Annotated in this window: 24 protein-coding genes; 9 read left to right on the forward strand and 15 right to left on the reverse strand. The window is 40.9% G+C overall.

From position 1 onward, the window contains the following. Window positions 1-19: 19 nt before the first annotated feature. Together abc-f and PaeCFBP13512_RS23210 are read right to left on the reverse strand one after the other, a co-directional pair. Entirely contained in the window at window positions 20-1,657 is a 1,638-nt protein-coding gene (gene abc-f, locus PaeCFBP13512_RS11150; RefSeq protein WP_137223094.1) for a ribosomal protection-like ABC-F family protein, read from the reverse strand. Between the two features lie 264 nt (window positions 1,658-1,921). After that, window positions 1,922-2,086 (reverse strand): hypothetical protein, encoded by a 165-nt coding sequence (locus PaeCFBP13512_RS23210; RefSeq protein ID WP_161594256.1) that lies wholly within the window; start codon window positions 2,084-2,086, stop codon window positions 1,922-1,924. Window positions 2,087-2,242: 156 nt separating this feature from the next. Here PaeCFBP13512_RS23210 and PaeCFBP13512_RS11155 point away from each other — a divergent pair, with 156 nt between their 5' ends. Then, on the forward strand, window positions 2,243-2,704 hold the full coding sequence (locus tag PaeCFBP13512_RS11155; protein WP_137223096.1) for a pyridoxamine 5'-phosphate oxidase family protein: 462 nt from the start codon (window positions 2,243-2,245) through the stop codon (window positions 2,702-2,704). A gap of 48 nt (window positions 2,705-2,752) precedes the next feature. Here the strand turns inward: PaeCFBP13512_RS11155 and PaeCFBP13512_RS11160 are convergent, their stop codons facing one another. Then, complete coding sequence (locus tag PaeCFBP13512_RS11160) at window positions 2,753-3,409, reverse strand: hypothetical protein (RefSeq protein WP_137223098.1); 657 nt, start codon at window positions 3,407-3,409, stop codon at window positions 2,753-2,755. Between the two features lie 178 nt (window positions 3,410-3,587). Between PaeCFBP13512_RS11160 and PaeCFBP13512_RS11165 the strand changes: the two genes are divergently transcribed. Further along, the gene (locus PaeCFBP13512_RS11165; RefSeq protein ID WP_137223100.1) at window positions 3,588-5,156 is read left to right on the forward strand and encodes an FAD-dependent oxidoreductase; all 1,569 of its coding nucleotides are present in this window, start codon (window positions 3,588-3,590) and stop codon (window positions 5,154-5,156) included. A 172-nt stretch (window positions 5,157-5,328) separates the two neighbouring features. Here the strand turns inward: PaeCFBP13512_RS11165 and PaeCFBP13512_RS11170 are convergent, their stop codons facing one another. Continuing rightward, window positions 5,329-5,676, reverse strand: a complete 348-nt coding sequence (locus PaeCFBP13512_RS11170) for a YrhK family protein (protein WP_069327693.1) — start codon at window positions 5,674-5,676, stop codon at window positions 5,329-5,331. A gap of 267 nt (window positions 5,677-5,943) precedes the next feature. Between PaeCFBP13512_RS11170 and PaeCFBP13512_RS11175 the strand changes: the two genes are divergently transcribed. Beyond that, window positions 5,944-7,236, forward strand: a complete 1,293-nt coding sequence (locus PaeCFBP13512_RS11175) for a homocysteine synthase (RefSeq protein ID WP_137223102.1) — start codon at window positions 5,944-5,946, stop codon at window positions 7,234-7,236. Here PaeCFBP13512_RS11175 and PaeCFBP13512_RS11180 read toward each other — a convergent pair. Next, window positions 7,193-7,765: a dihydrofolate reductase family protein gene (locus tag PaeCFBP13512_RS11180; RefSeq protein ID WP_137223104.1), complete on the reverse strand. Its 573-nt coding sequence runs from the start codon at window positions 7,763-7,765 to the stop codon at window positions 7,193-7,195. The genes PaeCFBP13512_RS11175 and PaeCFBP13512_RS11180 overlap by 44 nt on opposite strands. Before the next feature lie 115 nt (window positions 7,766-7,880). Next, window positions 7,881-8,345, reverse strand: a complete 465-nt coding sequence (locus PaeCFBP13512_RS11185; RefSeq protein ID WP_137223106.1) for a hypothetical protein — start codon at window positions 8,343-8,345, stop codon at window positions 7,881-7,883. Between the two features lie 183 nt (window positions 8,346-8,528). Between PaeCFBP13512_RS11185 and PaeCFBP13512_RS11190 the strand changes: the two genes are divergently transcribed. Both PaeCFBP13512_RS11190 and PaeCFBP13512_RS11195 read left to right on the forward strand, forming a co-directional pair. Continuing rightward, a complete protein-coding gene (locus PaeCFBP13512_RS11190) occupies window positions 8,529-9,248 on the forward strand; it encodes a 3-ketoacyl-ACP reductase (protein WP_069327689.1) in 720 nt (239 codons plus the stop codon). A 141-nt stretch (window positions 9,249-9,389) separates the two neighbouring features. Next, a complete protein-coding gene (locus PaeCFBP13512_RS11195; protein ID WP_069327688.1) occupies window positions 9,390-9,974 on the forward strand; it encodes a TIGR00730 family Rossman fold protein in 585 nt (194 codons plus the stop codon). 104 nt (window positions 9,975-10,078) lie between these two features. Here the strand turns inward: PaeCFBP13512_RS11195 and PaeCFBP13512_RS11200 are convergent, their stop codons facing one another. The 6 genes from PaeCFBP13512_RS11200 to PaeCFBP13512_RS11225 all read right to left on the reverse strand — a co-directional run bounded on the left by PaeCFBP13512_RS11200 (window position 10,079) and on the right by PaeCFBP13512_RS11225 (window position 17,985). After that, window positions 10,079-11,785, reverse strand: coding sequence for a methyl-accepting chemotaxis protein (locus PaeCFBP13512_RS11200; protein WP_137223108.1), 1,707 nt, complete (start codon window positions 11,783-11,785; stop codon window positions 10,079-10,081). 225 nt (window positions 11,786-12,010) lie between these two features. Further along, window positions 12,011-13,549 (reverse strand): PucR family transcriptional regulator, encoded by a 1,539-nt coding sequence (locus PaeCFBP13512_RS11205; protein WP_137223110.1) that lies wholly within the window; start codon window positions 13,547-13,549, stop codon window positions 12,011-12,013. A 136-nt stretch (window positions 13,550-13,685) separates the two neighbouring features. Further along, a complete protein-coding gene (locus PaeCFBP13512_RS11210) occupies window positions 13,686-14,558 on the reverse strand; it encodes a carbohydrate ABC transporter permease (RefSeq protein ID WP_069327685.1) in 873 nt (290 codons plus the stop codon). Continuing rightward, window positions 14,558-15,490, reverse strand: a complete 933-nt coding sequence (locus PaeCFBP13512_RS11215) for a carbohydrate ABC transporter permease (protein WP_069327684.1) — start codon at window positions 15,488-15,490, stop codon at window positions 14,558-14,560. The genes PaeCFBP13512_RS11210 and PaeCFBP13512_RS11215 overlap by 1 nt, the downstream gene beginning before the upstream one ends. A 96-nt stretch (window positions 15,491-15,586) precedes the next feature. Further along, entirely contained in the window at window positions 15,587-16,891 is a 1,305-nt protein-coding gene (locus PaeCFBP13512_RS11220; protein WP_137223112.1) for an ABC transporter substrate-binding protein, read from the reverse strand. Between the two features lie 146 nt (window positions 16,892-17,037). Beyond that, window positions 17,038-17,985, reverse strand: a complete 948-nt coding sequence (locus PaeCFBP13512_RS11225; RefSeq protein ID WP_137223114.1) for an aminopeptidase — start codon at window positions 17,983-17,985, stop codon at window positions 17,038-17,040. 168 nt (window positions 17,986-18,153) lie between these two features. Between PaeCFBP13512_RS11225 and PaeCFBP13512_RS11230 the strand changes: the two genes are divergently transcribed. The 3 genes from PaeCFBP13512_RS11230 to PaeCFBP13512_RS11240 all read left to right on the forward strand — a co-directional run bounded on the left by PaeCFBP13512_RS11230 (window position 18,154) and on the right by PaeCFBP13512_RS11240 (window position 20,476). After that, the gene (locus PaeCFBP13512_RS11230; RefSeq protein ID WP_137223116.1) at window positions 18,154-18,690 is read left to right on the forward strand and encodes a cysteine hydrolase family protein; all 537 of its coding nucleotides are present in this window, start codon (window positions 18,154-18,156) and stop codon (window positions 18,688-18,690) included. A 195-nt stretch (window positions 18,691-18,885) separates the two neighbouring features. Then, entirely contained in the window at window positions 18,886-19,746 is an 861-nt protein-coding gene (locus PaeCFBP13512_RS11235) for a basic amino acid ABC transporter substrate-binding protein (RefSeq protein WP_137223118.1), read from the forward strand. A 76-nt stretch (window positions 19,747-19,822) separates the two neighbouring features. Next, window positions 19,823-20,476 (forward strand): amino acid ABC transporter permease, encoded by a 654-nt coding sequence (locus PaeCFBP13512_RS11240; protein ID WP_069327679.1) that lies wholly within the window; start codon window positions 19,823-19,825, stop codon window positions 20,474-20,476. Window positions 20,477-20,492: 16 nt separating this feature from the next. Here PaeCFBP13512_RS11240 and PaeCFBP13512_RS11245 read toward each other — a convergent pair whose 3' ends face one another. From PaeCFBP13512_RS11245 to PaeCFBP13512_RS11255, 3 genes are all read right to left on the reverse strand, one after another. Further along, on the reverse strand, window positions 20,493-21,821 hold the full coding sequence (locus tag PaeCFBP13512_RS11245) for a TrkH family potassium uptake protein (RefSeq protein WP_241669350.1): 1,329 nt from the start codon (window positions 21,819-21,821) through the stop codon (window positions 20,493-20,495). Window positions 21,822-21,860: 39 nt separating this feature from the next. Beyond that, on the reverse strand, window positions 21,861-22,991 hold the full coding sequence (locus PaeCFBP13512_RS11250; protein WP_137223122.1) for a nitric oxide synthase oxygenase: 1,131 nt from the start codon (window positions 22,989-22,991) through the stop codon (window positions 21,861-21,863). 440 nt (window positions 22,992-23,431) lie between these two features. Next, a complete protein-coding gene (locus tag PaeCFBP13512_RS11255; RefSeq protein WP_069327677.1) occupies window positions 23,432-23,914 on the reverse strand; it encodes a Dps family protein in 483 nt (160 codons plus the stop codon). Between the two features lie 357 nt (window positions 23,915-24,271). On the opposite strand from PaeCFBP13512_RS11255, the gene bacA reads away from it, so the two are divergent. Then, a complete protein-coding gene (bacA, locus tag PaeCFBP13512_RS11260; protein ID WP_069327676.1) occupies window positions 24,272-25,108 on the forward strand; it encodes an undecaprenyl-diphosphate phosphatase in 837 nt (278 codons plus the stop codon). The last annotated feature ends 67 nt before the right edge of the window (window positions 25,109-25,175 follow it).

Below are 25,175 nucleotides of genomic sequence, written 5' to 3' on the forward strand. Positions count from 1 at the left end.
TAAAGGTTCTTTTTTTTAATCAAATCTTCTCCTGCCACTCTCTCCAATCCTCATAATTCCCCAAATTCACACTCAACACTCCACCATCCAGACTCCAAATCTGACCGGCAATTCGATTGATAAAATAGCGATCATGGGAAACGGTCAAAATCGTTCCTGGAAATTCTTCTAATGCTTCTTCCAGTGCTTCTCTGGCGGAAATATCCAGATGGTTGGTCGGTTCATCCAGAATCAGCAGATTCGGGCGTTCGTGCATCAGGATGGCTAGACGGAGACGGCTCCATTCGCCACCGGATAGACCGGAGACTTTTTTGAACACGTCTGATCCGTAAAATAAGAACTTCGCCAACTGTCCTCTGGCTTCGCCTTCTTCCATCTTCGCCGCTAGCTTGAACCATTGCAGTACTGTTTCTCCCAGATCAGGTGGAGCGGCTTCTTGCGCCAGATAGCCGACTTCGGCACGTGAGCCGAGTGACAATGTGCCGGCATCGATTGATTCTTGTTGCAGTATCATACGTAATAAGGTCGTTTTCCCTGCACCATTGCCACCGATAATCGCAGCATTTTCCCCATATCGTAATAGAGCCGAGGCTTGGTTTAACAAGACTTTATCTCCATAGCGTTTATTGACTCGATCCAGTACTAATACACGATCACCGGAACGATCTTTCTGTCTCAAATCCAGTTCAATCTGTGCACGATCCATAATTGGACGTTTAACCTTTTCCATACGATCTAATGCTTTCTGCATCGAAGCGGCTTTGCGGTGGAACGATGGGTTAGGCGGATTAGAGCGATTCCCCCATTCGATCAGACGTTTGATCGACTCTTTGATGCGTTTAATTTCTTTTTGCTGATCTTTGTAATCTTCGAATTGTCTGACCAGACGGCGCTGTTTCTCATCTCGATATGCCGAATAGCTCATCGGATACGTGGTAGCTTCTCCGTCCTCTAGTTCTACAATTTGATGGACTACTTTATCTAAAAAATAACGATCATGCGAAATCACGACTACCGTTGCTGTCGATTGACTGATAAATTGTTCTAACCAGACCACTGCATCCATATCTAGATGGTTGGTCGGCTCATCTAAAAGCAGAATATCTGGATCGGTGAGTAATAGTGTGGCCAGACCGACTTTAGTCTTTTCTCCACCGGATAGCCCTTCGAACGACCGATCGTAATGCTCAGCAGGAATCCCTAGACCATTTGCGATTCGATCGATTCGAGCAGACATTTCATACCCGCCTCCACGCTCAAAGGTATCCAGTGCTTCTCCATACTGCTGAAGTACCCGTTGCATCTGTTCTTCTCCCAGATGTTCGTCTGACATCTGTATACTTAGTTGCTCCATTCGTTCTTGCAATTGGGTCAGATGAATAAAGCTTTCTTGCAGAACTTCTAAGATCGTTATATCTGGAGCATAGACAGGCATCTGTTGCAGATAACCCACTCTAGCGCCTTTTTGGATATGGACTTCTCCTTGAAACGGTTTGTCTTGACCGGACAAAATGCGAAACAGCGTTGTTTTGCCTGCCCCATTCATTCCGATCAGTCCGACTTTGTGACCACTGTGAATTTCAAAAGTAACATTCGTTAACACATGCTCGGCACCATAATATTGTTGAACCTGCTGACAGGCGATCATAATAGACATATTGTTCATTCTCCTCTGAGTATATAAAGTAGAGGGAAATGCGCTTCTGCCTTGCGATCTGATCTGTGCGCATAGGGTAAAGAACACAAAAAAGCCGCAGGGAAATGTCCCTGCGACTTCTCTGTTTTTGCTTGCATCAGAGCAGACGCTTTATATGCCAGCAGGTATAGAGTGTTACGTGTGGCTTGCTAGAACGTACGAATTGATTATATCGGAATTGCTTTCCGTTGCACCGATCAATCGTAGCTTCGTATCTAGACAAACTTACGCTCTGTATCCGTCTGGAGATAAAGGCAGGAGCGGCATTTCGCCATAATAAAGATATTCATTTTTGGACAGACTTCTCCCGTCTTCGCCAAATGAATGAATAATACTATAGCTACCAAGCGGTCTGCGCTCAAGCGTAATAGATAATAGGAAATACAACATCCTGCCTCACCTCCTTCTCCAATTCAAGTCGTTGAATCTTCCTGCTTCTATCCCAGAGATTACAGGTTCAACAGACTCGGGTATAATTAATATATTTTTAACATAGATGGTTAGGGTATAGCAAGACATTTTTTTTAGAAAAGGATGTGTCCATTGATGAATACTGTCTCACTTTCCCCTGTCCTATTAGAGTTATTCGATGGACAGCAATTACATGAAAAACAGCAATTAGCGATGCCTCTTCTTACGGTTAATGAAGATGGGTATCCGCATCAAGCCATGGTCAGTGTCGGTGAAGTGATCGCCATAGATAGCGAGCATCTACGACTCGCTCTATGGGAAGGTACAACAACGACCACTAATATTTTACGTACTGGGCAAGCGTTACTAACGTTTGTCTGGCAAGAGGTATCTTATGCTTTGCGTGTATCGCTTACGCCTTTGCCAGCGTTACCAGATGCCCTCTATGCTAGAGCACGATTTGTCGCTACCATCGAGCATATTCGCGAAGATACCGCCAAATATGCTACCCTTACTTCCGGTATCACGATTGAGCTTCATCAAGTAGACGAAGTATTGGAACGCTGGCAACAGACTTTACAAGAATTACTTCGATAATTGCGATAATTACCATGATCATATTTCTATACAAATGTAGTTTACACTTTACGATTTGGCATTGATGATGTTAAATAAGTCGTTATGATTAAACACATCATAGCTAACTTTCCATGTATCTGCGGTAGGCTGTAATTGTAATTCTCCCTCGACAGGAATACTTGGCTCTCCGTTCGCAAAAGCGATCTTCATTGTATAAGAAAGTTGCAGAACCCCTTGTCTGGTTTGGGGTTCTTTTTTGTGTATTTCTAGATCTTCAGGGCTTAACGTACTTTGCTTTTTAACAGCTAACTGCATAGGTAAAGTGAGCAGTCTGGATACAGTCTGATATTGTAATTGTTTTTCTGTAAGATAGGATTCATTTTTCGTCATTTCTTGTTCGATCATTTCTTCTAGTGAAGTTTTTTTCTTGTATTCCTCTCCTACTGTATATTGATCTTTTTTGTAATTAGCAGCGAATTGGATAGCTTGCTCTACTTGCTCTTCTGTGAATGTAGTTGAATCTGCTTTGGAACTTGTTGATATGCTATTTGCTTGATTACTTGCTGCATTTTCAGTAGTCTGGGTTGGCGTTGTAGACGGTTGTTCCGTAGTCGCTGGCGTCGCTGATTGACTTCGTTGGCATCCTGTCATTACAGCCAAAAGTAAAACGACACTTCCCATGATAAACAGACGTGATTTGCGTTTTTTCGTTGCTTGGGTCATATGTATCTCTCCTTTGTAGTTGGTGAAGTGTTCTATTTTACCATGAAATTCCTGCATATACATCTTTTCACGTATATCCAAGCGCTTAGTCTTATCCATACGGTGGTAATAATAAAAATGAAAACCTATGAATTTCAAATTATAGCGTTCTTATTACAGAACCGGACGGAGGACAACGATGCAAGAACCATCTCATGAAGAAACGTCTGAAAATACATCGCCTCAAAATTTACCTGAATATCCATCCTCGCTATGGAGAGCTACGGTAGATCTGCCTACTTTTCCTAGTGTGCAAGGAGAATTGGATACAGAGATTGTTGTTGTAGGAGCAGGGATCACAGGCATTACAGCGGCTTATCTACTGGCTCAAGAAGGTAAAAAAGTAGTCTTAGTAGAAAGTGGCAAAGTATTAGATGGAACGACAGGATATACAACTGCCAAAGTCAGCTCGCAACATGGCATGATCTATAATGAGTTGATCAGCAATTTTAGTGAAGAAGAAGCGATTCTTTATTATGAAGGTGCCCAAGAAGCACTCCATTATATGCGCCGTCTGGTTGAAGAACATCAGATTGATTGTGATTGGCAACAAGAGACATCTTACATCTATGTAGAGTCAGACGATGCTACACTCAAAAAGTTGGAAAAAGAAATGGATGCTTACCGTAAGCTGGGTATTCCTGGCGAATGGGTTGATTCGTTGCCTATTCCGTTAAGCGTCAAAGGAGCTATCGCTTTACCGGATCAAGCACGATTCCATCCGTTACAGTACCTTGTGTTCTTGTTGCAACAATTCCTTTTACTTGGTGGAACAGTCTATGAAGATACGATGATTGAAGAAGTGGAATCAGGAGATCGTCCACGTCTGTTGATACAAGATCAGGAATTTGGTATCACTTGCGACAAAGTAGTATCCGCATCGCATTATCCAGTCACTGACCAGAACGGATTTTACTTTGCTCGTCTACGTGCTCAACGTTCTTATACATTAGCGGTTCGCGCAGAGACGACTTTTGCCGGTGGGATGTATCTGAGTGTAGATGAACCAAAACACTCTCTTCGTTCGGCTACGATTGATGGACAAGAAATGTTGATCGTTGGCGGTAATGGACACAAAACAGGTCAAGAAGATGAGACGATTACGCATTATGAAGGTTTGGAACACTTTGTAGGCATGTTACTGGGGATCAAAGAAATTCCGTACCGCTGGTCAGCTCAAGATTTATTTTCGCTTGATGATATCCCATGTATTGGTTATATCACAGAAGATGAGCCGAATATTCTAGTCGGTACCGCTTTTGCCAAATGGGGGATGACTTCAGGTACACTTGCAGCTCATATGATGACAGATATGATTATGGGCCGTGATAATCGGTATGCTGAACTGTTTAACCCTTCTCGCAAGCAACCGTTATTGACTAAGATCAAAACAGCTGTTGTCCAAAATGCGAACGTGGCTAAAGAAATGATTACAGGTAAATTAGACTTTAACCGCCGTAAAGCCGATGATCTGGACAATGATGAAGGCGGAGTCATCTGGCATCATGGGAAACGCACCGGTGCTTATCGTGATCCAGAGGGCGCTCTACATATGGTGGATACGACATGTACCCATATGGGTTGTGAAGTCGGTTGGAATGAAGCTGAACGCTCGTGGGATTGTCCTTGTCACGGAGCACGATTCGCCTATAATGGTGAGGTGATTGAAGGCCCAGCGACTCAAGCGTTGAAAAAAGTAAATCGGTAATCAGCATTTCTATAGAGCCTATCTTAGAATTAAATAGAGCGTATGTTAGAGTTAAATATAAAAAAACCTCAACTCTTATCGTTGAGGTTTTTTGTTGCCGTTTTTTGTTTTCATAATCATCTATAATCTGAATGCAAACGGTGTGCTTTATATTATCTTTATATCCTGCTGTTTATTTAGAAGGATAAAAAGTCTCTTTTCCTTTTTCATCGTCAATCCATTCCATATGAACACGTTGAATAATAGAAATAATCGCTCGCAGCAATGTATTCGCATTACCGATAATAAACATAATCGTGCCTGTTTTCGTTTCACTGGTAAAAAAGAAATAACTACCTGTCAAAAAACAAAGTGTTGTAAAAATATCATTCAATAGCCGGAATAGTTCATACCGATTGTTGGTAAAGATACGCCGATGTGTTAGATCCACAACAAGACTGGTTTCATCTGGTTTACGTATACGCATCCGACGTGATTTTCGTGGTAGATTCTTTCTTCTCGTTGCATCACGTTTTCGCATAAGATCACCCTCCTCGTCTGATATTACCCTTATTTTCAAAGAGTGAAAGTCATTCAAGAGAAGCTTTTATGTGTTAAATATCAACACTTTATTCACAAAACTATATGTACTCCAGCTATAAAGCATACTATTTTTATAGGAATTATAAAATTAAGATTGAATATTACATCAGATCATGCGAAAATAGGTAAAATTGAGAATGAACAACACCTCTGATTCGACAGCCTCTATTCACCTATTCTATTTGGTTAAAGGAGATTTGAGCTTATGTCTGAACATCAACCTTTTTCATTCGAAACGTTAGCTATTCATGCAGGACAAGAAATCGATCCGACTACTTTTTCAAGAGCTGTACCGTTATATCAGACTTCTTCATATGGATTCCGTGATAGTGAACATGCGGCTAATTTATTTGCACTCAACGAATTTGGTAATATCTATACCCGTCTGATGAACCCGACAACGGATGTATTTGAACAACGGATTGCTGCTTTGGAAGGTGGCGCAGGTGCACTGGCTACCGCATCAGGACAAGCCGCGATCACATTTTCGATTCTCAATATTGCCAGTAGCAGTGATCATATTGTATCCGCGGCGAGTATATATGGAGGTACATACAACTTATTTGCTAATACATTGCCTAAGCTTGGTATAGAAGTTACATTTGTTAATTCAGACGATCCGGAGACGTTCCGAGCAGCGATTACAGATCAGACGAAAGCGCTTTATGCAGAAACGGTAGGTAATCCGCTAGGAAATGTGCTGGATATCGAAGCTGTTGCTGCGATTGCCCATGAGCATGGAATTCCGCTAATTGTCGATAATACTTTTCCAAGTCCTTACTTGCTTCGTCCGATCGAACATGGAGCGGATATTGTAGTGCATTCGGCGACCAAGTTTATCGGAGGTCATGGTACATCTATAGGTGGTGTGATTGTAGACAGTGGGAAGTTCGATTGGACAGCCCATGGTAAATTTCCAGGCTTAACTGAGCCTGATCCGAGTTATCACGGCTTAGTGTATACCGAAGCGGTAGGTGCTATTGCTTATATTATCAAAGCCCGTGTACAACTGATGCGTGATCTAGGCGCGCCGATTGCTCCATTTAACTCGTGGTTATTGTTACAAGGATTAGAGACGCTCCATCTGCGAATGGAACGTCATAGTGAAAATGCTAGTCAAGTGGCTGCTTTTCTAGAGCAACATCCGCAAGTCGAATGGGTAAGCTATCCCGGTCTAGCCAGTCACCCTTCTTACGATTTGGCACAGAAATATTTACCTAAAGGTCAAGGAGCGATTCTGACATTTGGGATTCGTGGTGGCGCTGATGCCGGGAAGAAATTGATTGAGCAAGTTCAATTATTTTCACATCTTGCTAATGTAGGTGATTCCAAGTCGCTTATTATTCATCCTGCCAGTACAACCCATCAGCAGTTAACGGAAGAACAACAACTGGCTGCGGGCGTACGTCCAGAATTGATTCGTTTATCGGTAGGAACAGAACATATTTCGGATATTATTGCTGATCTGGAGCAGGCGATTGCAGCAAGTCAGGCTTAACATAATGTAGTGTGACGAGTTGTCCATACGAACGAGTCTCTTGAGCAATCCATGATGAGGTCGGGAATCCTTCTCGGAAAAGGGGGATTCCTGAACCTAACATCACAGGTGCTATCGTAATGATCATTTCATCGATCCAATGATGTTGCAAAAATTCATGAACAAGCTGACCGCCGCCCATTAACCAGATATGCTTACCTGATTGTTCTAATTGCTGTGGTACCCACGATGTTAATTCTTCTTGAATAGGAGTAACATGTTCGTCTGCCTGCTGAGATGAACGAGAAAATACATAACACTGCTTATCCTGATATGGAAAAGGCATATCAAACCCCTGAATAACTTCATATGTATGTCTACCCATAAAAATCGTATCAACCTGCTCTATAAAATCGTTATACCCGTTATCACCTTCCCCTTCAATCTGTTCTAACCACTCTACACTTCCTTGTTCATCCGCTATATACCCGTCTAAAGACATAGCTATAAACAAAATAACACGACGCTTGGATGAATCTTTGAATTTCATAAATACACCTCCTAGTTTGTATTTATTGTAACAAAAAAAGATAAATCAGTACACATGTTCGTGTGACTAATCTATCTTTTTATCATTGTATATTGGTAGTTCGTTAGATGTAAGATCATGCAATATTCCCTGTCTGATGGGCATTTAACGCATCATAATACGCTTCTAAAGAACGATCCAGAATCGTTTCAAAAATAAAAAGTTCTACGTCAGGCAATAAATCGCGTGCATATTCCCACGCATTTTCTTCAATTCGCAAAGCAATCCGTGCAGATTGCAAAGAATCCGAACACTGCTCTAATTCATCAGCTAACATTTCTAACATCGGATCATGAGCATGACCTAATTCATGAGCAAAAATGATCTGAATATAAGATTCGATAGGTTGTAACGATCCAAATAGCTCGATACATTGTTCTTCAATTTCTTGAATATATAAAGTAATCGTACGGCTGTTCATACCGAACTTGCCACCTATCGAACGATCACCTGGAAAATACGGTTTGGTTAACACGTGCACATGACTATTGGCGCGGTGCAATAATTTTTCAATAATAGGTTGAACATAATCTTGATCCAAAAGGCATCCCTTCACTTTCTAGGAATTAAATTCCACAATATATCAGTATATAGGAATTGTCGGAATTTGTAACTGATTTTATTACATTTTCTCAAAAGTAATTGCTTTAATTTTGCCCCGATGAGTTCGGAAGAGTATAATAGGTACGCAATCTATCACACGATTACTAGGAGGATTTCATCTATGGATATTCATCATAAAACAGCTATTATCACAGGAGCAGGTAAAGGAATCGGTAAAGCGATTGCTGAAGCTCTTGCGAAAGAAGGCGTGCAATTAGGATTACTAGCACGTACTGCTTCAGATCTAGAACAGTTGAAGGCTGAATTGACTTCTACTTATGATATTCAAGTATTTACAGCGACAGCAGATATCGGGAACTCGGAAGAAGCACGTCAGGCAGTTGCTTCACTTGCGGCTTCTTTGGGACGTGTAGATATTCTGATCAATAATGCTGGAATCGGTAGCTTCGGTAAAATGGTTGATATGGACCCGGCAGAATGGGAACAAATTCTACGTGTTAACCTGATGGGTACATACTATGTGACTCATGAATTGTTACCAGGTATGATCGCACAAGAAAGCGGAGATATTATCAATATCGCTTCTACTGCGGGTGAACGTGGATTCGCTACAGGATCAGCTTATTGCGCTTCCAAATTTGCTGTGATGGGTATGACTGAATCATTAATGCAAGAAGTACGCAAATTCAATATCCGTGTAACTGCGCTAACACCAAGTACAGTGAATACGCCACTTGCAGTCAATGCAGGGCTACCGATTGGTGAAGAAGATCGTATGATGCAACCGGAAGATTTGGCTGAATTGGTTGTAGCTGCACTTAAATTACCTTCTCGTGTGTTGCTGAAAAGCGCAGGTCTATGGACAAATAATCCGCAATAATTCAATTTTGCTTATCTATTTCTTTATTAAAGTTCTATTAGGGGATCAAGCCTTGAATATATTCAAGGCTTTTTCTTATATTGCGCTGATAAAGGGTATATATACTATACAGATATATACCTTGCATAAGGAGTGAATAGTATGAGATCAATATGTGTATTTGCAGGCTCGGGTACAGGATATAATAGTGATTATTTGCAATACGCATCATTGTTAGGTCAACGTATTGCTGAACATGAGATTCATTTGATTTATGGAGGTTCACGACTGGGATTGATGGGTGCTATCGCGGATGCCGCTTTACAAGCAGGAGGTACAGTCACAGGAATTATGCCTGCTGGATTGCTACATAGCGAACGAGGCCATCAAGGATTAAGTGAATTGATTCGAGTCGACAGTATGCATGAACGTAAAGCAATGATGCAAGAAATGGCAGATGCTTTTATCGCTTTACCCGGTGGATTAGGTACACTGGAAGAATTATTTGAGGTATTATGCTGGTCACAGATTGGAATTCATCATAAGCCGTTAGGATTATATAATGTGAATCAGTATTATGAACCTCTGTTACAGTTGATTCAACATACTGTTCGTGAAGGATTTTCAGGTTCGTCTTCGTTAAGCCGATTGGTCTATTCTGATGATGCAGATACATTGTTAGAACAAGTGAGTCATGATATGCCGATCACTTCTGATCTGCGTTGGGACCCTTCTGCTTGGACTTGAACAGATTGGCTATGTGTACAACAAATACCCGCTGAATCGATCATCTATGGTCGGTTCAGCGGGTATTTGATTTGTGATATTTTCTAAGACATTATCCGATTAGATTACGAAAAAACTTTAGATACTGCTGCTTGCAATTGAGATGACATCGCATCTAACTGCTGTGAGCTTGCCGCCAGTTGTTCAATCTCAGTTCCTACGGTTTCTGATACAACCAATACTTTATTAGAAGATTGAAGGGCGTGTTCAATCGTTTCTTCTAACTGAATTAATTTTGCTTTTACCTTTTGAGAACACTCGATTTTTTCTTGAGCAATCACAGATACTTCACCAATACTGATCGCTGTTGTTCCTACCGCTTGCCAGATCGCTTCCAAAGCTTCTTCAGATGATTGCGCCGCAGCACGACCGGATGCAAGATGGAGACTGCCTTGATTCAACGTCTCTACAGCACGAGTAATCGATACACTCATTTTGGAAGTGAATTGTTCTACTGATTGTGCTCCTTCACTTGCTTGTTCAGCCAGTCGTCTGACTTCTGAAGCGACTACTGCGAATCCTCGCCCTGCTTCTCCTGCACGTGCAGCTTCTATCGAAGCATTCAGAGCTAGCAGATTTGTCGATCCTGCAATCTCTGAGATCGTATGTGCAATCAATTGAATTTCTTTGGAATAGCTATCTAACTCCTGTACGATTTTCCCATTTTCAACAGCGGCTTGGGCAAATGCTTCTAACGATTGAATCGTTTGTGTCATCGTTTCTTTGCCTCGTTGCGCTGTTTCTTGTGTATATTCTGAATCCTGCACAGCTCCGTTGATACGAATCGCAGCACGAGTAATAAGATGTGAGAGTGTCTGCATAATATCATTGGATTCGTGAATCACTTGGTTGCCTGAAGACGCGTTGCTATTCATTTCTTTATTACTAAGTACAACCTCACTATACGAATGACTCATCTGTTCGAGTGATCTGGAAAAGTGCTCTGACGAATCACTGATCTGACTTGCCGAAGAATACATATTCTGGCGAATGTCTGCCATTAGATGCGATAAATTATCCATCATGGCACGAATCGACAGACTTAAACGTCCAATCTCATCTTGACTACGTACTACAGGAAGCTCTACTTGTAGACTGCCCCCTGCGACTTGCTCAGCAGCCCGAGTGATCATAATTAAAGGACGTAACAGACGCTTCGTTACTAACCACACTACAATCATTGCAGCAACAATTTCTAATACAACGAATAAAATAATCCCTTTTTCAAAACTAGCATTGGCTTCTTCATAAGGAGCATTAGGCACACCCACATACCAGATACCAATCACTTCACCCGAAGCATTTTGAAGAGGCATATATGCGGCTTGATTGACTTGCCCGACTACATTCGCTTCGCCTGTATAGGATTGACCTTGTTTTAATACGATATTACCGACTGTATCTGAGATTTGGGTACCTGTTGCACGTTGCCCATCTTCTTTGATCACATTTGTAGCAATTCGAGTATCATTTAAAAATAAAGTAGCGGTATCCCCTGTTTTTTGACCAAATTGATCTATCCATGCAAATTGATCATTCATGACCTGCGAGCCTTTATACAATTTCCCATCACGTGCTTCCCATTCCCCGGGATACATCGCATCCATTAACAAATAACCACTTTCCAGATCGCCAAGTAGTTTTTGGTGAGAAGCTTGAATCATTTGGCTACTGGCACGTTGAACTGCATAATAACCCAATAATCCACTTCCAATAATAATAACGATACTAATATAAATAACCATCTTTTCTCGAAATCCTAATCTTGCCATACCTTTTCGTACTCCCCCTATTTATGCTGTTTACCTGTAAAAATGTAACTCTGTTCGTACTTATTCATGTGCAATCTCTGTTGTTATCCCCAGTACAACATCATTTGCTAACTATCTTGCTTATTATTTATCGGTCAAAATCATTAATTGATTAAGCTTCTGTGTAACTAAAATTTAAAATAAAAAGCCGTTCTCTCTGATGAGAAAACGACTTGGATCCTTTCATTATTCGGGACGTTCTAACAGGTAATAGTAGATCAAGCACATCTGGTAGACAAATTGCTCATGAGGATCGTTAAGATCAAATCCTGTAATATCTCGAATACGTTCTAACCGATACTTTACTGAATTGCGGTGGATCGATAGCAAATGAGCAGTATCAATCAAGCTACTTCGACTTTCCAGATAGAAGAAAAGTGTCCGTAATAAATCGGTCGTATGTTCTTCGTCATATTGCTTGAGCTTACCGAGCTTACGGTCAAATAGTATACCGAACCCTTTCTCATCCATCGTGCCACGTAGTAAATGATAGACTTCGATATCTTTGTAAGCGGTCAAAGAAGTTTCCCCGCTCAATCGGCGAGAAATCGTTAGTGCATTACGGGCTTCGCTAAATCCTTCATGGATATCCCACAACGCTTTGGGGCGACCAATACCCGAGCGATAGCCTGCTAATTTGCCTTCTTTATCATTTAACCATGACAACACAATATCTGCCCATGGAATAGTCTGTTGGCGCTGATCTCCCGCATGATCTGCATTCACTTGAGGCGTAGGTAGAAATAGAATCGCACGATTACTACGAAACTCGATATGTGGACGAATATTATACTTGGCGGCTTCTTGGTACAATAAGCGTGTCAGCCATTCTTCATCCGGTGCTACACGTCCTTCAATCACAGCCACTTCCCACAAATGAGAAGGATTCATTCCTAATTGTTGACCACGCTCTTCGACTTCATGACGAGGAGGAGCCGGTGGTGTCATCAATTCATCTATAAAATTACCCCGTAAACGGTTTTCAGTGTCTTCGATAATTTTGTTACGCATCAGTTCTAGCGCCAGTACTAATCGTGCTTGTTCAATCCCCACTTCTTCCATTGCATCTAAATTCTCTTTATCGACTAACAGATAAGCGACACTACGCTGATCGACATTAATATTTCGCCGGACAGGATACTGAGCATGATGGAAATCCCAACCGATGGGTGAGGAGACGATCAATTCTTCACTATGGTTGATCACAGCGACAGGTGCTTTGAGTAGTCCTGCCACATGATCGCTTACCGCTTGGATACCTATATTTTCAAGAACCATGGTGGTTAATGTACGATACGCTTCATCTGATCGTTGCAGTAACACTTCTTGTCGATGAAGTGCTTGTTCGATAACAGCATGAGTGATATCACTATATGAAATGTCTTCTGGTAATTCGATCAAGGGAAGTCCATACTGATCACTTAGCTCTTTCGCTTCTGCTGAAATATGATCAAGCACCTGTACCGATTTGATCACCAGACCTGCTGCTCCACTTTGATGTAACTGTTGAATCATTGTCAGTAATAACGCTGGACGATCTCGAAGCGCATATGCGGTCACCAGAATAAGTACTCCTTGCTTATCTCCTGCAATCTCATAAGGTTCTTCAATAATATCAATCGTTTTGACTACACGATCCAGCCCTTGTGCACCGCTTATCACCTTTGTTTGATGTAACAAAGGAATCTTTAATAACTCTTGTATCGTCAATTCTAGCACTCTCATTTTGTTCACCACCATATTCACATTGTTGCTAGATCTATCTTCTGCTCTATCATACTATCCTAACACACCAAAAAAGCGTATCCCTTTCTTCGGTAGAATAGGATAACGCTTAATGGAGTTGCAATACTATAGTGACTTATCCTTTGGTACCTGCGGTCAAATTCATCCCTTCGATAAAATAACGTTGAAAAATAAAGAACAACACAATCACAGGCAATAATACCAGTACAGAACCTGCCATCAGATAATTCCATTGTGTCTGTACACTTCCTCGAAAAGATTGCAGACCGATTTGCAAGGTATACAGCGACTCATCATTTACATACAACAGTGGACCCAAAAAGTCATTCCATGCGCCGTTAAATGAAAGAATCGCAATCGTTGCTAGTGCAGGCTTGGATAGTGGAATAATCACTCTTAACCATGTATAAAAGTGACTGGCTCCATCAATCTTCGCGGCTTCACTCAGTTCACGAGGAATACTTAAATAAAACTGTCGCAACATAAAAATATAAAAAGCACTTCCCAAAAACTGCGGAATAATTAACGGATAATAAGTGCCTACTAAATGTAATTTGGAAAACATCACATATTGCGGAATAAGGGTAACAAATCCCGGAATCATCATAGTCGCTAGCAAAATGGAAAACCATATTTTTTTACCACGAAATCGAATACGTGCAAATCCATACGCAACAAATGCGTTCACAATCACATTACCAGTGACTGCAAAAAAGGAAAGCAATAAGGTATTCAACGTATATTGAGTAAATGGAGCTGCTGCCCATGTACGAATATAATTATCCAGATGAAATTCTTGCGGGATAAACGTAGGCGGATATTGAGCAATTTCTTGCATCGACTTTAACGATGTTGCGATCATCCACCAGAGGGGCAATAAGAATAAGACACTTCCTAACGCCAGAATGATAAAAATAATGATTTGACGTGGAGATAGACGCTTTTTGTGATGTATCTGCGGTGAGATATACGGCTGTACACGTCCCATTATTGATCATCTCCTTCATAATACACCCAGCGTCTGGATAATTTCATATTGATTAAAGTCAGTACAAGCACGATCACAAATAGCACCCATGCCATACCCATGGCATAGCCCATATCAAACACAGTAAACGCTTTGTGCCACATATGCAGATTATAAAAAAGTAGTGAATTCATAGGTCCACCGTTACCACTTTCAGTCATAACATATCCTTCTTGAAATACTTGAAATCCACCGATAAAACTGGTTACAACATCAAAGAAAATGACAGGCGAAATCATCGGCAACGTGATATGCCAGAATCGACGAAACACAGAAGCTCCATCTAGCTTAGCCGCTTCATAGAGTTGTGAAGGTACACCTTGTAAGCTCGCTAGATATAATAACATCCCTCCGCCTACTGCCCACATTTTCATCAAAATAATTGCCGGCTTAGTCCATACCGGATCACTTAACCAAGCAGGGCCTGATATACCTACCCAAGATAATAAGGTATTGATTAACCCACTGGTTGGACTTAATAATTGCATCCATAGAAAATAGACACCGACTCCAGATAGTACAGCAGGCAAATAATAGATCGTGCGGAAAAAGCGCATCCCTAAGATCTTCTCATTTAATAACAAAGCCAGTAGCACAGAACCGATCGTCGTTAGAGGAACCATCCATACGACATAATATAATGTGTTTCCTAAAGACGTCCAGAACAAAGGATCATCGGAAAACATCCGTCTATAATTGTCTATCCCGATAAAGTCCATTCGTGAGGTCACATCATAATTGGTAAAACTGGCATACAGCGAAAATAACATAGGAAACAATGTAATCCCAAATAATCCAATCAACCACGGCAGTATAAACATATACCCTTGTCTTTCTTCCTGACGGGCTAATTTAGACAGTTTCGGACGTTTGTGCCCGATCGTTGCTTTCATGATTGACCCCCTTTATGAACGTAGGAAGCGAGAGTTTAACAAGGATTAGCTCCGAGTCCACTCTCGCCTCTACACTTGAATTACATAATGATTGATTTATTTTGTATTTTGCGCCATCAAGTTCTGTATATCTTGTTGCGCCGCTGTTAAAGCTTGCTCGGGCGTTTCTTTTCCCAGCAATACAGCATCCATATGTGGATTAATTAGATTTTTATAATCAGGAGCACTTAATGGAATAGGGAATAATTTGGTACTTTCTAGATTTTCCACTGAAGATTTGTAGACTGGATTCTGATTCGCTTCTGGATCTTGTGCGGCTTCCATATTAGCGACATTATCAAAATTTTTGATGGCCCAGTATTTCTGAGCTTCTACACCTGTTAGATACTTCATAAATTCCCAAGCTTCCGCTGGATGCTTAGCTCCACGAGGAATTTCTACAACGAATCCACCACCACTACTCCAATGACCGGAACCACTTTCACGTTCTGGAATCGGAGCTACACCAAAATCGAGGTCTTTGCCAAACTCTTCAAGTTGAGTGTTATACGTTCCTGTCTGAATATACATAGCGACTTTACCTGAAATAAAAGCATCGCTTTGTCCATTACCGAATTCGGCTTTCATCGCATCTACCGTCTGACGACCTAGACGATCTTGCCAGGACAGCAACCATTTCAGCGTGTCTACTTTGCCCGGAGTATTGATCGTGGTCTGATTATTATCATCAAAGTACCCTTGACCGTTGTCTCCGTTGATCAACCAACTATCTATCCCAAAATCACCCCAAAGTGGATAGAACCCAACTTGTTGATAGGTATCGCCACTTTTTTTATCTAATTTTTGAGCATATTCTTCCAATTCTGCCCATGTTTGCGGAGGATGATTGGGATCAAGCCCTGCTTCTTTAAAAGCAGTTTTGTTATAATACAGCATTCGTGTATCGGTATTAAACGGTAACGCATATGCTTCATTGTTATAAAGTACATTTTTCCATAATTCTGGATAGAAATTGGCTTCAATATTATCTTTTTGCAAATAAGGGGTTAGATTGGTATTTTGATTTTTGCTCGCCCGGAGGTTTACGTTGGCGTAATCATTAATAATGACATCCGCCGGATTACCAGCCGCCACTGCCGCAAGATTCTTTGTCCAAATATCGCCAAAAGGGAGGTATGTATGCTTAACAATAATGCGATCCTGCGAAGCATTGAAGTCACTGATAATCTTTTCGATAATCGGACGACGAGTCTCCGAACCCCAAAATGTCCAAAAATCGATTTCTACCTTGCCATCTGCTCGTTGCTCCGATGAATCAGATCTTGGCGTACAGGCAGTCATCAACAATAAAATAACCATTGGGACAATCCATAATACATTTCGTGTATACTTACGATGCATGAACAAATTCCTCCCTGTGTAATTAACAATAGAATAAAAAAGCTCTATATTTACAATAAATGACAAAGTATTACTTTGAATCCACTTATTATAATAAAAAAAGAGCAACTTCTTGTAATAGCAAGAAGTCGCTCTTTTTACTTTTTTTATGCTAACAATTCGCCTGCACGCATAATCAGAACATCATCCAGATACACGTCTGGCTTCTGGACAACAGCGTCAATATGTACACCTGCTGCAACTGTTCCACCAAATGTATTATTACTGCCAAAAGCAACATGGATCGTACCGTAGACTTTCTCATCTTCCAACACAATTCCTGTAATACGTGCTTTATCATTTGTTCCAATTCCAAATTCACCTAACATCCGTCCATCGCTGTCACCTAACATCAGCAATAATTCGGCTCCTGTATCCCCTTCGGCAGCGACCAGACGACCTTCGCTAATATTCAGTAATAATGGAGAATCCAGTGCTCCGATCCCTGCAATAGAACCATCAATCACGATCTGACCTTGAGCGGTTCCTTCCATCGGAGCAATATAAGCTTCACCTGAAGGTAAATTACCAGATTCTCCAGGGTTCAAATACAATCCTGTACTCGGAACACCTTCACGTTCTTCTATTGAAAAGGATAAGCTATATCCTTCTTTTTCAATACGGACTGTCGATGCTTTGGTCAGTAAAGAAGTTACATGTTCTGTTAATTCTTTCACTTTGGCATATTCAGCAGTGATCGCACCATGGGTGAACATATCTTCTGTAATCCCTGGCATCGTCGCTACTCGTGTACCTGCGGCTGCGGCTTGCTTACGTGCAGCGGTATGAGTTAACGAATAACGTGTTACACAGATTGCTACCGAAGCGTTCATCATCGCTGTAGCAATCGAAGCAGGTGGTTCTTCTCCTGATTTGCTACGCTCTTGCATGACCATCAACATCGATTCTGCTCCTAATCGCTTTCCTGCTTCATATAGAGATTCAGCTAGATGTTGGCGACTATCATCAGCCACTACAACCAAAGACTCTCCTGCTTGGAGTCCAAGACAATCAATCAATACATTTTTACTAATTTCGATACGTTCTTCGCTCATGGTATATCCATCCTTTGATTCTAGAGTATAAGTAAGATTGATCGCGTACTTTATGTCTTATATTGTTCCATAACTCTGTATAAAACACCAATCGCATTTATATAATCCAGATGCTTTTTAAGATATAATATGTTTTTACATCATACATAGGTGATCGGAGGAATAAAGATGAAGCAGGCATTACTTATTGTTGATATGCAAGAAATCTTTTTTGATTTGCCTGAAAATGCGTTGTATCAACGCGATCGACTCACTACAAAAGTCAATCAACTGATTGCCCAAGCTCGTACTGTAGATTGTCCGGTGATCTTTATTCAACACACCAGTTATACCGCAGGCGAAGATCTATATGTCGATACGCCTGAATGGGAAATCTATCATAAGCTAGATCGTCAGGATAAAGATCCTGTGTTCCGCAAAACCAAATGGGATGCTTTTTACCAGACGGAACTACTACCATGGCTTCAAAAAAATCAGATTCAGCAACTCATTTTTGCAGGTGCACAGACTGAATTCTGTATCGATACTTCTATGCGAGCTGCCTATAGTCTAGGTTATCAGCAAAATATTGTGATTAAAGATGGCACCAGCACACTGGATAGCTCTGTATTGCGTGCCGATCAGATTATTGCTCATCATGAAAATGTATGGAATGGCCGTTTCGCTCAAGTCCTAGCGGTTGAGGATGTACAGTTTCAATCTTAACTGAATATATAGTCTTATCGTGACGTTACCTATTCTCTCTTTTGTAAAGTAGTTCTCTACCTACTTTACAAAAGAGAGAATAGGTTTTTTGTATTTATGTAACTTTATCTAACAAATAAATAATATTTATTGAGCTTTTAGAACTTAGTTGGTAATATACATATCATATAAAGTAAATTAATAGGGGGTTACGATTTGAAAAAGATTTATTTGTTAACTTTTATGACATTAATTATGGTAATTATACTTTCTGCATGTGGTACACCGCCTGCCAAAGACCCTGCTCCTGCTGCTTCTACAGATTCAAGTACAACCACAAATACCAGTGATGAGACGATCAAAGTTGCTACAGATGCTTCATACGCTCCGATGGAATTTATGGATTTGGATAAAGTCTCAGGATTTGATATTGATTTTCTAGCGGCTGTTATGGAAGAAGCGGGTTTGAAATACGAGGTTACTAATATTGGATGGGACACTCTACTGGAAAGTGTAAAACAAGGTACCGAATACAAAGCAGGTATCTCTGCTGTCTCGATCACCGATGAGCGTAAAGAAACGTATGCGTTCTCAATCCCTTATTTCGAATCAACCAATATGATTATGGTCAAAGAAGGAAGTAACATCAAAAGCGCAACCGATCTCAAAGACAAAACCGTCGCTGTCCAAAACGGAACGACTGCGGATATCTTGATGTCCAAAATTATGGGTCAAAATAGTACCAATCTTAAAAAGTTCGATAGCAATACGTTAGCACTGCTGGAACTGGATAATGGCGGTGCAGATGCTGTTGTCGCAGATATCGCTGTGGTGAGCGAATATATCAAAAACAATCCTAACAACAAATTAGTCGGTATCACCGATAATACTCATTTTAATTCAGAATACTATGGACTGATCTATCCTAAAGATAGCGATCTCAAAGCCAAAATCGATCCTGCCATTCAAACCGTGATCGACAATGGGAAATATGCTGAAATCTATCAAAAATGGTTCGGCACAGCGCCTGATCTGACGAATTTAAAAGCTGAAATCACCAAAGCAGGGACTTCATAAGCGTAATGCGTCTATTGTTATTCTGTTCATCATCTGTGTCACTACAAAAACCTTTTAACATAGAAAGGGACTCTGCATGACAGACTTCAGATTCGATATTATCGCTTATTACCTCCCGATCTTATTAAAAGGGACTTTGTTAACGATTGGTATTTCATTTGCAGGTATTATTTTCGGCTCGATCCTTGGATTGATTATGGGATTTGGACGAATGTCTTCCAAATGGTATTTCAACTTACCGACAGCTTGTTATATTAACTTTTTTCGTGGAACTCCATTGCTCGTGCAAGTGCTTATGGTTCACTTTGGTCTGATTCCACTACTGCTTGATCGAAGTGATCCCATTCTAGCTGCAATCGTCGCTTTAACACTCAATTCAGCCGCCTATACTGCTGAAATTTTCCGTGCTGGTATTCAATCGGTTGAAAAAGGGCAAACAGAAGCGGCGTTATCCCTCGGGATGACACGCCGCCAGACGATGCGCTATATTATTTTGCCACAAGCGATCAAGCGAATGATCCCTGCTTTTGGTAATGAATTTATTGTATTGATCAAAGACTCTTCTCTAGTCGCAATTATCGCCGCTCCGGAACTGATGTATTATGCTAACAGTATGCGAGGACAATATATGCGGGTCTGGGAACCTTATATCACAGCTTCGATCATCTACTTTATCCTCACCTATTCGCTAAGTAAATTATTGAACTGGTGGGAAAAGAAAATCAATTAATAAGCAACAGAGAACATCAGCCAATCAGTACCTTTTCTTCCGGGTAACTGAACTTGGCTTCTTTGTTTTTCTGTGCTAGTGCATACGCTAGAGCAAGTGGACCAAGACGACCGATAAACATGGTAATAATAATGATCACTTTTCCTGCTGGTGTTAAATGAGGCGTTAAGCCCATTGATGAACCGACTGTACCGAAAGCTGATACCGTTTCATAGAAAATACTTAAAAATTGCGCATCTGTTCCACTTTCCGTGATGGTCAGTAAGATCGTCATTGTAAACACAATACCCAGCGAGATCATAATAACTGCTAATGCACGAAATGCTGTATCAAAGCTAATTCTGCGGTGAAATGCGCGAATCTCACTACGACCCCGTACGACACTATAGAGTGCTAGCATTAGAATCGCAAACGTATTGGTTTTGATCCCCCCACCGGTGGAACCACTGGCAGCTCCAATAAACATTAGAATAATAAACACAAATTGCGTTGCCGCCATCAGACCACCGATATTGACGGTATTATAACCGGATGAACGTGGCATAACGCCCTGGAATAACGATGCCCAGATTTTCTCGGTGATACTCAAATGCCCAAGTGTTGCTGGATTGCCCCATTCTACTATCAGTACAAACAATACGCCAAATATGGTCGCAATCGCTGAAGTCATCAGTACCAACTTGGTATTTAAAGAAAATCGACGCCATCTGCGCTTTTGCAATATATCGGTTACGACAATGAATCCAAGTCCACCGATCACAAATAGTGAAATAACGACCGTATTGACGACCGGATCGCCCACATGACTGGACAAGCTATCTGGAGATAAGGAGAAGCCTGCATTATTAAAAGAAGAGATCGCGTAAAAAGCGCCCTGATATAGCGCAGGTGCCCATCCCATTGTCGGTCCCCAATGCAGTGTCAAAGTGATCATTGCTACAAATTCAAGTACAAAAGCGATCAGGAAAATGTTAAGCGATAATTTCACTAATCCCTGCGTTGAAAAAGCATTGGTCGCTTGCTGGATCATTAAACGATGCTTGAGTCCAATCTGCTTTCCTAATAACACAGCAAACAGCACCCCGAACGTCATAAATCCGAGTCCACCGATCTGAATCAATACCATGATGACCAGTTCACCAAATAATGAAAAGCTGGCTCCCGTATCAATCACAGCAAGCCCTGTCACACAAACAGCAGAAGTGGCGGTGAAAAATGCGTTCAATAACCCTACACTATGACCATTAGTACCCGCTAGCGGAAGACTCAGAAGTATCGTTCCAATAAAAATCATCCCTGCAAAACCCAGTGGGATCAAGCGTGCCGGATGAACAAACCCTTTCATATGCCTTGCCATTTTATTCAAAATAATATTCCTCTCATGTTAATGAAACGGACAGCCTCCTTGAGAAGCAGAAGCTTTCTGTTCATATGGTTTATCCTGATAAAAGAAATTGGGAGTGACTACCCGATTATCATACGATTGGTGGAAAATATGTGTAGTCGCAGGTGACATTGGCGGAATAAGCCATGTCCAGTTACCGGTTACAGCACGTCCTGCTTCAGCTTCTCGTTCTTCAAATCGCTGAAATTGTGAAGCCGCTGTGTGATGATCCACAATACTCACACCTGCTTCTTTAAACGAATATAACACAGCCAAATTCAATTCAACTAATGCACGATCTTTCCATAGTGTTGCTTTACTGCTGGTATCCAATCCCATAATCTTCGCCATCTGCGGTAACAAATTATACCGATGTTCATCTGCAAAGTTACGTGCACCAATCTCTGTACCCATATACCAACCGTTAAAAGGAGCCGCTGTATAATGAATACCGCCAATATTTAGACGCATTTCAGAAACGATGGGAACAGCGTACCACTTTAATTCCAATTCTGTAAATCCCGGAAAATCAGGATGGATCATCGGCACTTCCATCACATCGGCTTGCGGAATCTCAAACCAACGCGGACTACTATTGTGTTCACTAATCACTAAAGGAAGCACATCAAACGAAGTTCCTGCCCCTGTCCAACCCAAACGTTCACAAAATTGCGTAAACTCAAGCGAAGCAGGATCACCGATTATGCCTTCTTTCGTTTGATAACCTGCATACCGAATCAATTGATGGTTCCAAATTCGCATTTCTGAGCCATCTATAGCACGAGGCCTGAAAATAGTGATCGTTGGACGCACTTTCCCTCCATTTGTAGCATACCGGATATGCTCAAGTAAAGAGTCAGCAATCTGCTCCGTTCCCTGAATATGACGTTGATCCCGTACTTTGAGATTATCCCAAAATAAACGTCCAATACAGCGATTGCTGTTACGCCATGCCATCTTAGCCCCATGCTCTAATTCTTCAAATGTATGTTCATAACTTCCATTGTTTTGAATATCATGTTCAACTTGTTGCAGACGTGCCTCTAGTTCAACATCACTTTTGCCAAGTTCTTGATAACATTGATGCAAAAACAATGTAGCTTCTTGCATCAGCGGATGTGTAACGGCCATGTATTCCACCTCATTTTATCTTATAAATTAGAATCGCTTCTACAACATATAAAAACAGGCGACGCTCTGGTGGGAGGCCGCCTGATTGGTCTGTGTATCATTATTCGGATTGTCCATATTATACGTTACAAAACAACGCTTCGGCAGTGTTATGACACAATTGTCACAGAACGTGCACATCCTTGCTGTATAAGGGCTGAGAGACTTTCCATATCGTTCCATAAATAGCACACTCACTCTAAAATACGCATCTATACTGCATTTGGATGACTAGAAGATATAGCCCATTTTATCGTTTCAAAGGAACAGTATGATTAGCTTTAAACTATACCGTCGCTTTCTATCTTATCGATAACAAAAGCCCTCCAGATCATACTCTGAAGGGCTTCTATATAAAGGCTATACTATACATTCATTATTGTGACCGATAACAGATGATCTTAACGACCAAGATAAGCGTTCAACATCCATGCTGCTTTTTCAATCTCGCCACGAATACCGATCAATAGATCAGCAGTCGGTTGGTCACTGACTTGCTCTGCAAGCACGATTGTTTCTGTTAATTCTGTCGATACGGTTGCGATATCTTCAACAAGTGAACTGACCATTTGGTTCGCTTGCTCTGTACCTGTTGCTTCAAGCAATGTAGACAATTCCAACTGCTCACGAAGTGTAGCTACAGGTTGACCACCGATGGCTAACAAACGCTCAGCAATATCGTCCATGTATACCGTTGCTTGATCGTACAATTCTTCGAATTTAGCATGTAGTGTAAAGAAGTTTTCACCTTTGACGTACCAGTGGAAATTGTGAAGTTTAGTATAAAGCAAAGACCAGTTTGCAATTTGTACATTCAAAGCGTTATATAATGCAGTTGTTTGTGTAGTCTCAGTTGTAGTAGAAGTGTTTTGTAGAGATGTCATAGATAATTCCTCTTTTCGTTTTATATTTTTAAATTTAGACTTATTCTAATTCCTGAATTAATCATAACAGATACTATAGAATTTGGCTAGTGTTATCTGCAAAAATTATTTTTTTATGATCGACAAATTGCGAGTTTATATGTTGCTAATCGTAACTATTTCTAAATAAGCAAACGCTTACTTTATCAATAACCTTTACATATCTAGTTCTTTTCGTTCAGTTTTCTGAAGATAGCATGAATGTACCTTTATAACATAGGCTATCTAGCAAATTGACGGAGTACGGTCTTATCTCATACTATGGAGTAAGCGTAAATTACATTTATACCTATGCTCACATTAAAAGGAGGTCCGTTCGTGGATATTATTTCAGCGATTATTATGGGTATTATTGAAGGCTTGACAGAGTTCTTGCCAGTATCCAGTACCGGGCATATGATTTTGACAAGTTATTTACTTGGTCTAGATCAGAATGCAGAACAGGTCAAAACATTTGAGATTGTAGTACAACTCGGAGCCGTACTTGCGGTTGTCGTACTGTACTGGCGTAAGTTTATTGATATTTTGATGACGATTCCTGATCTATTTAATGGTCGTCTCAAAAGTAAAAATGGTATGGCTCCTCAACGCCGTCTAAACATTTTGCATATTATTTTGGCGATGTTGCCAGCTGTTGTGGTTGGATTGATTTTGCATGACTTCATTAAAGAACACCTTTTCGGACCTATGACTGTCGTCTACAGCCTTGTTGTCGGTGGTTTGCTAATGATCTATGCCGAATGGCGTAAAGGCCGCTCAGCGGGTAATATGACGGTTGATGATATTACATACAAGCAGGCTTTTGGTGTAGGCTTATTCCAGTGTCTTGCTCTATGGCCAGGCTTTTCTCGTTCCGGTTCTACCATCTCAGGTGGACTATTGCTCGGGATATCTCACACTGCTGCTGCTGAATTTACATTTCTAGTGTCTGTACCGGTAATGTTCGGAGCAACAGGATTGGATCTTGTCAAAAGTGCACAGTATTTAAGTATGGATGACTTCGGATTTTTTGCAGCTGGATTTATTGCGGCTTTCCTTGTCGCTCTAGTCGCAATCAAAACATTCTTGAATCTGCTTAAACGTCTTCCATTGTATGTATTTGCTTACTATCGCTTTGCATTAGCTATTATTTTCTTTATCTTACTTACTCGTTAAGCAAAAGTTAGTATAGAGCTAATCCGTAATCTGATTCAATATTCGATATTCAGAGTTAATATATTTG

Origin of the sequence: Paenibacillus sp. CFBP13512 (assembly GCF_005233705.1) — a bacterium.
Taxonomy (GTDB): domain Bacteria; phylum Bacillota; class Bacilli; order Paenibacillales; family Paenibacillaceae; genus Saccharibacillus; species Saccharibacillus nuruki.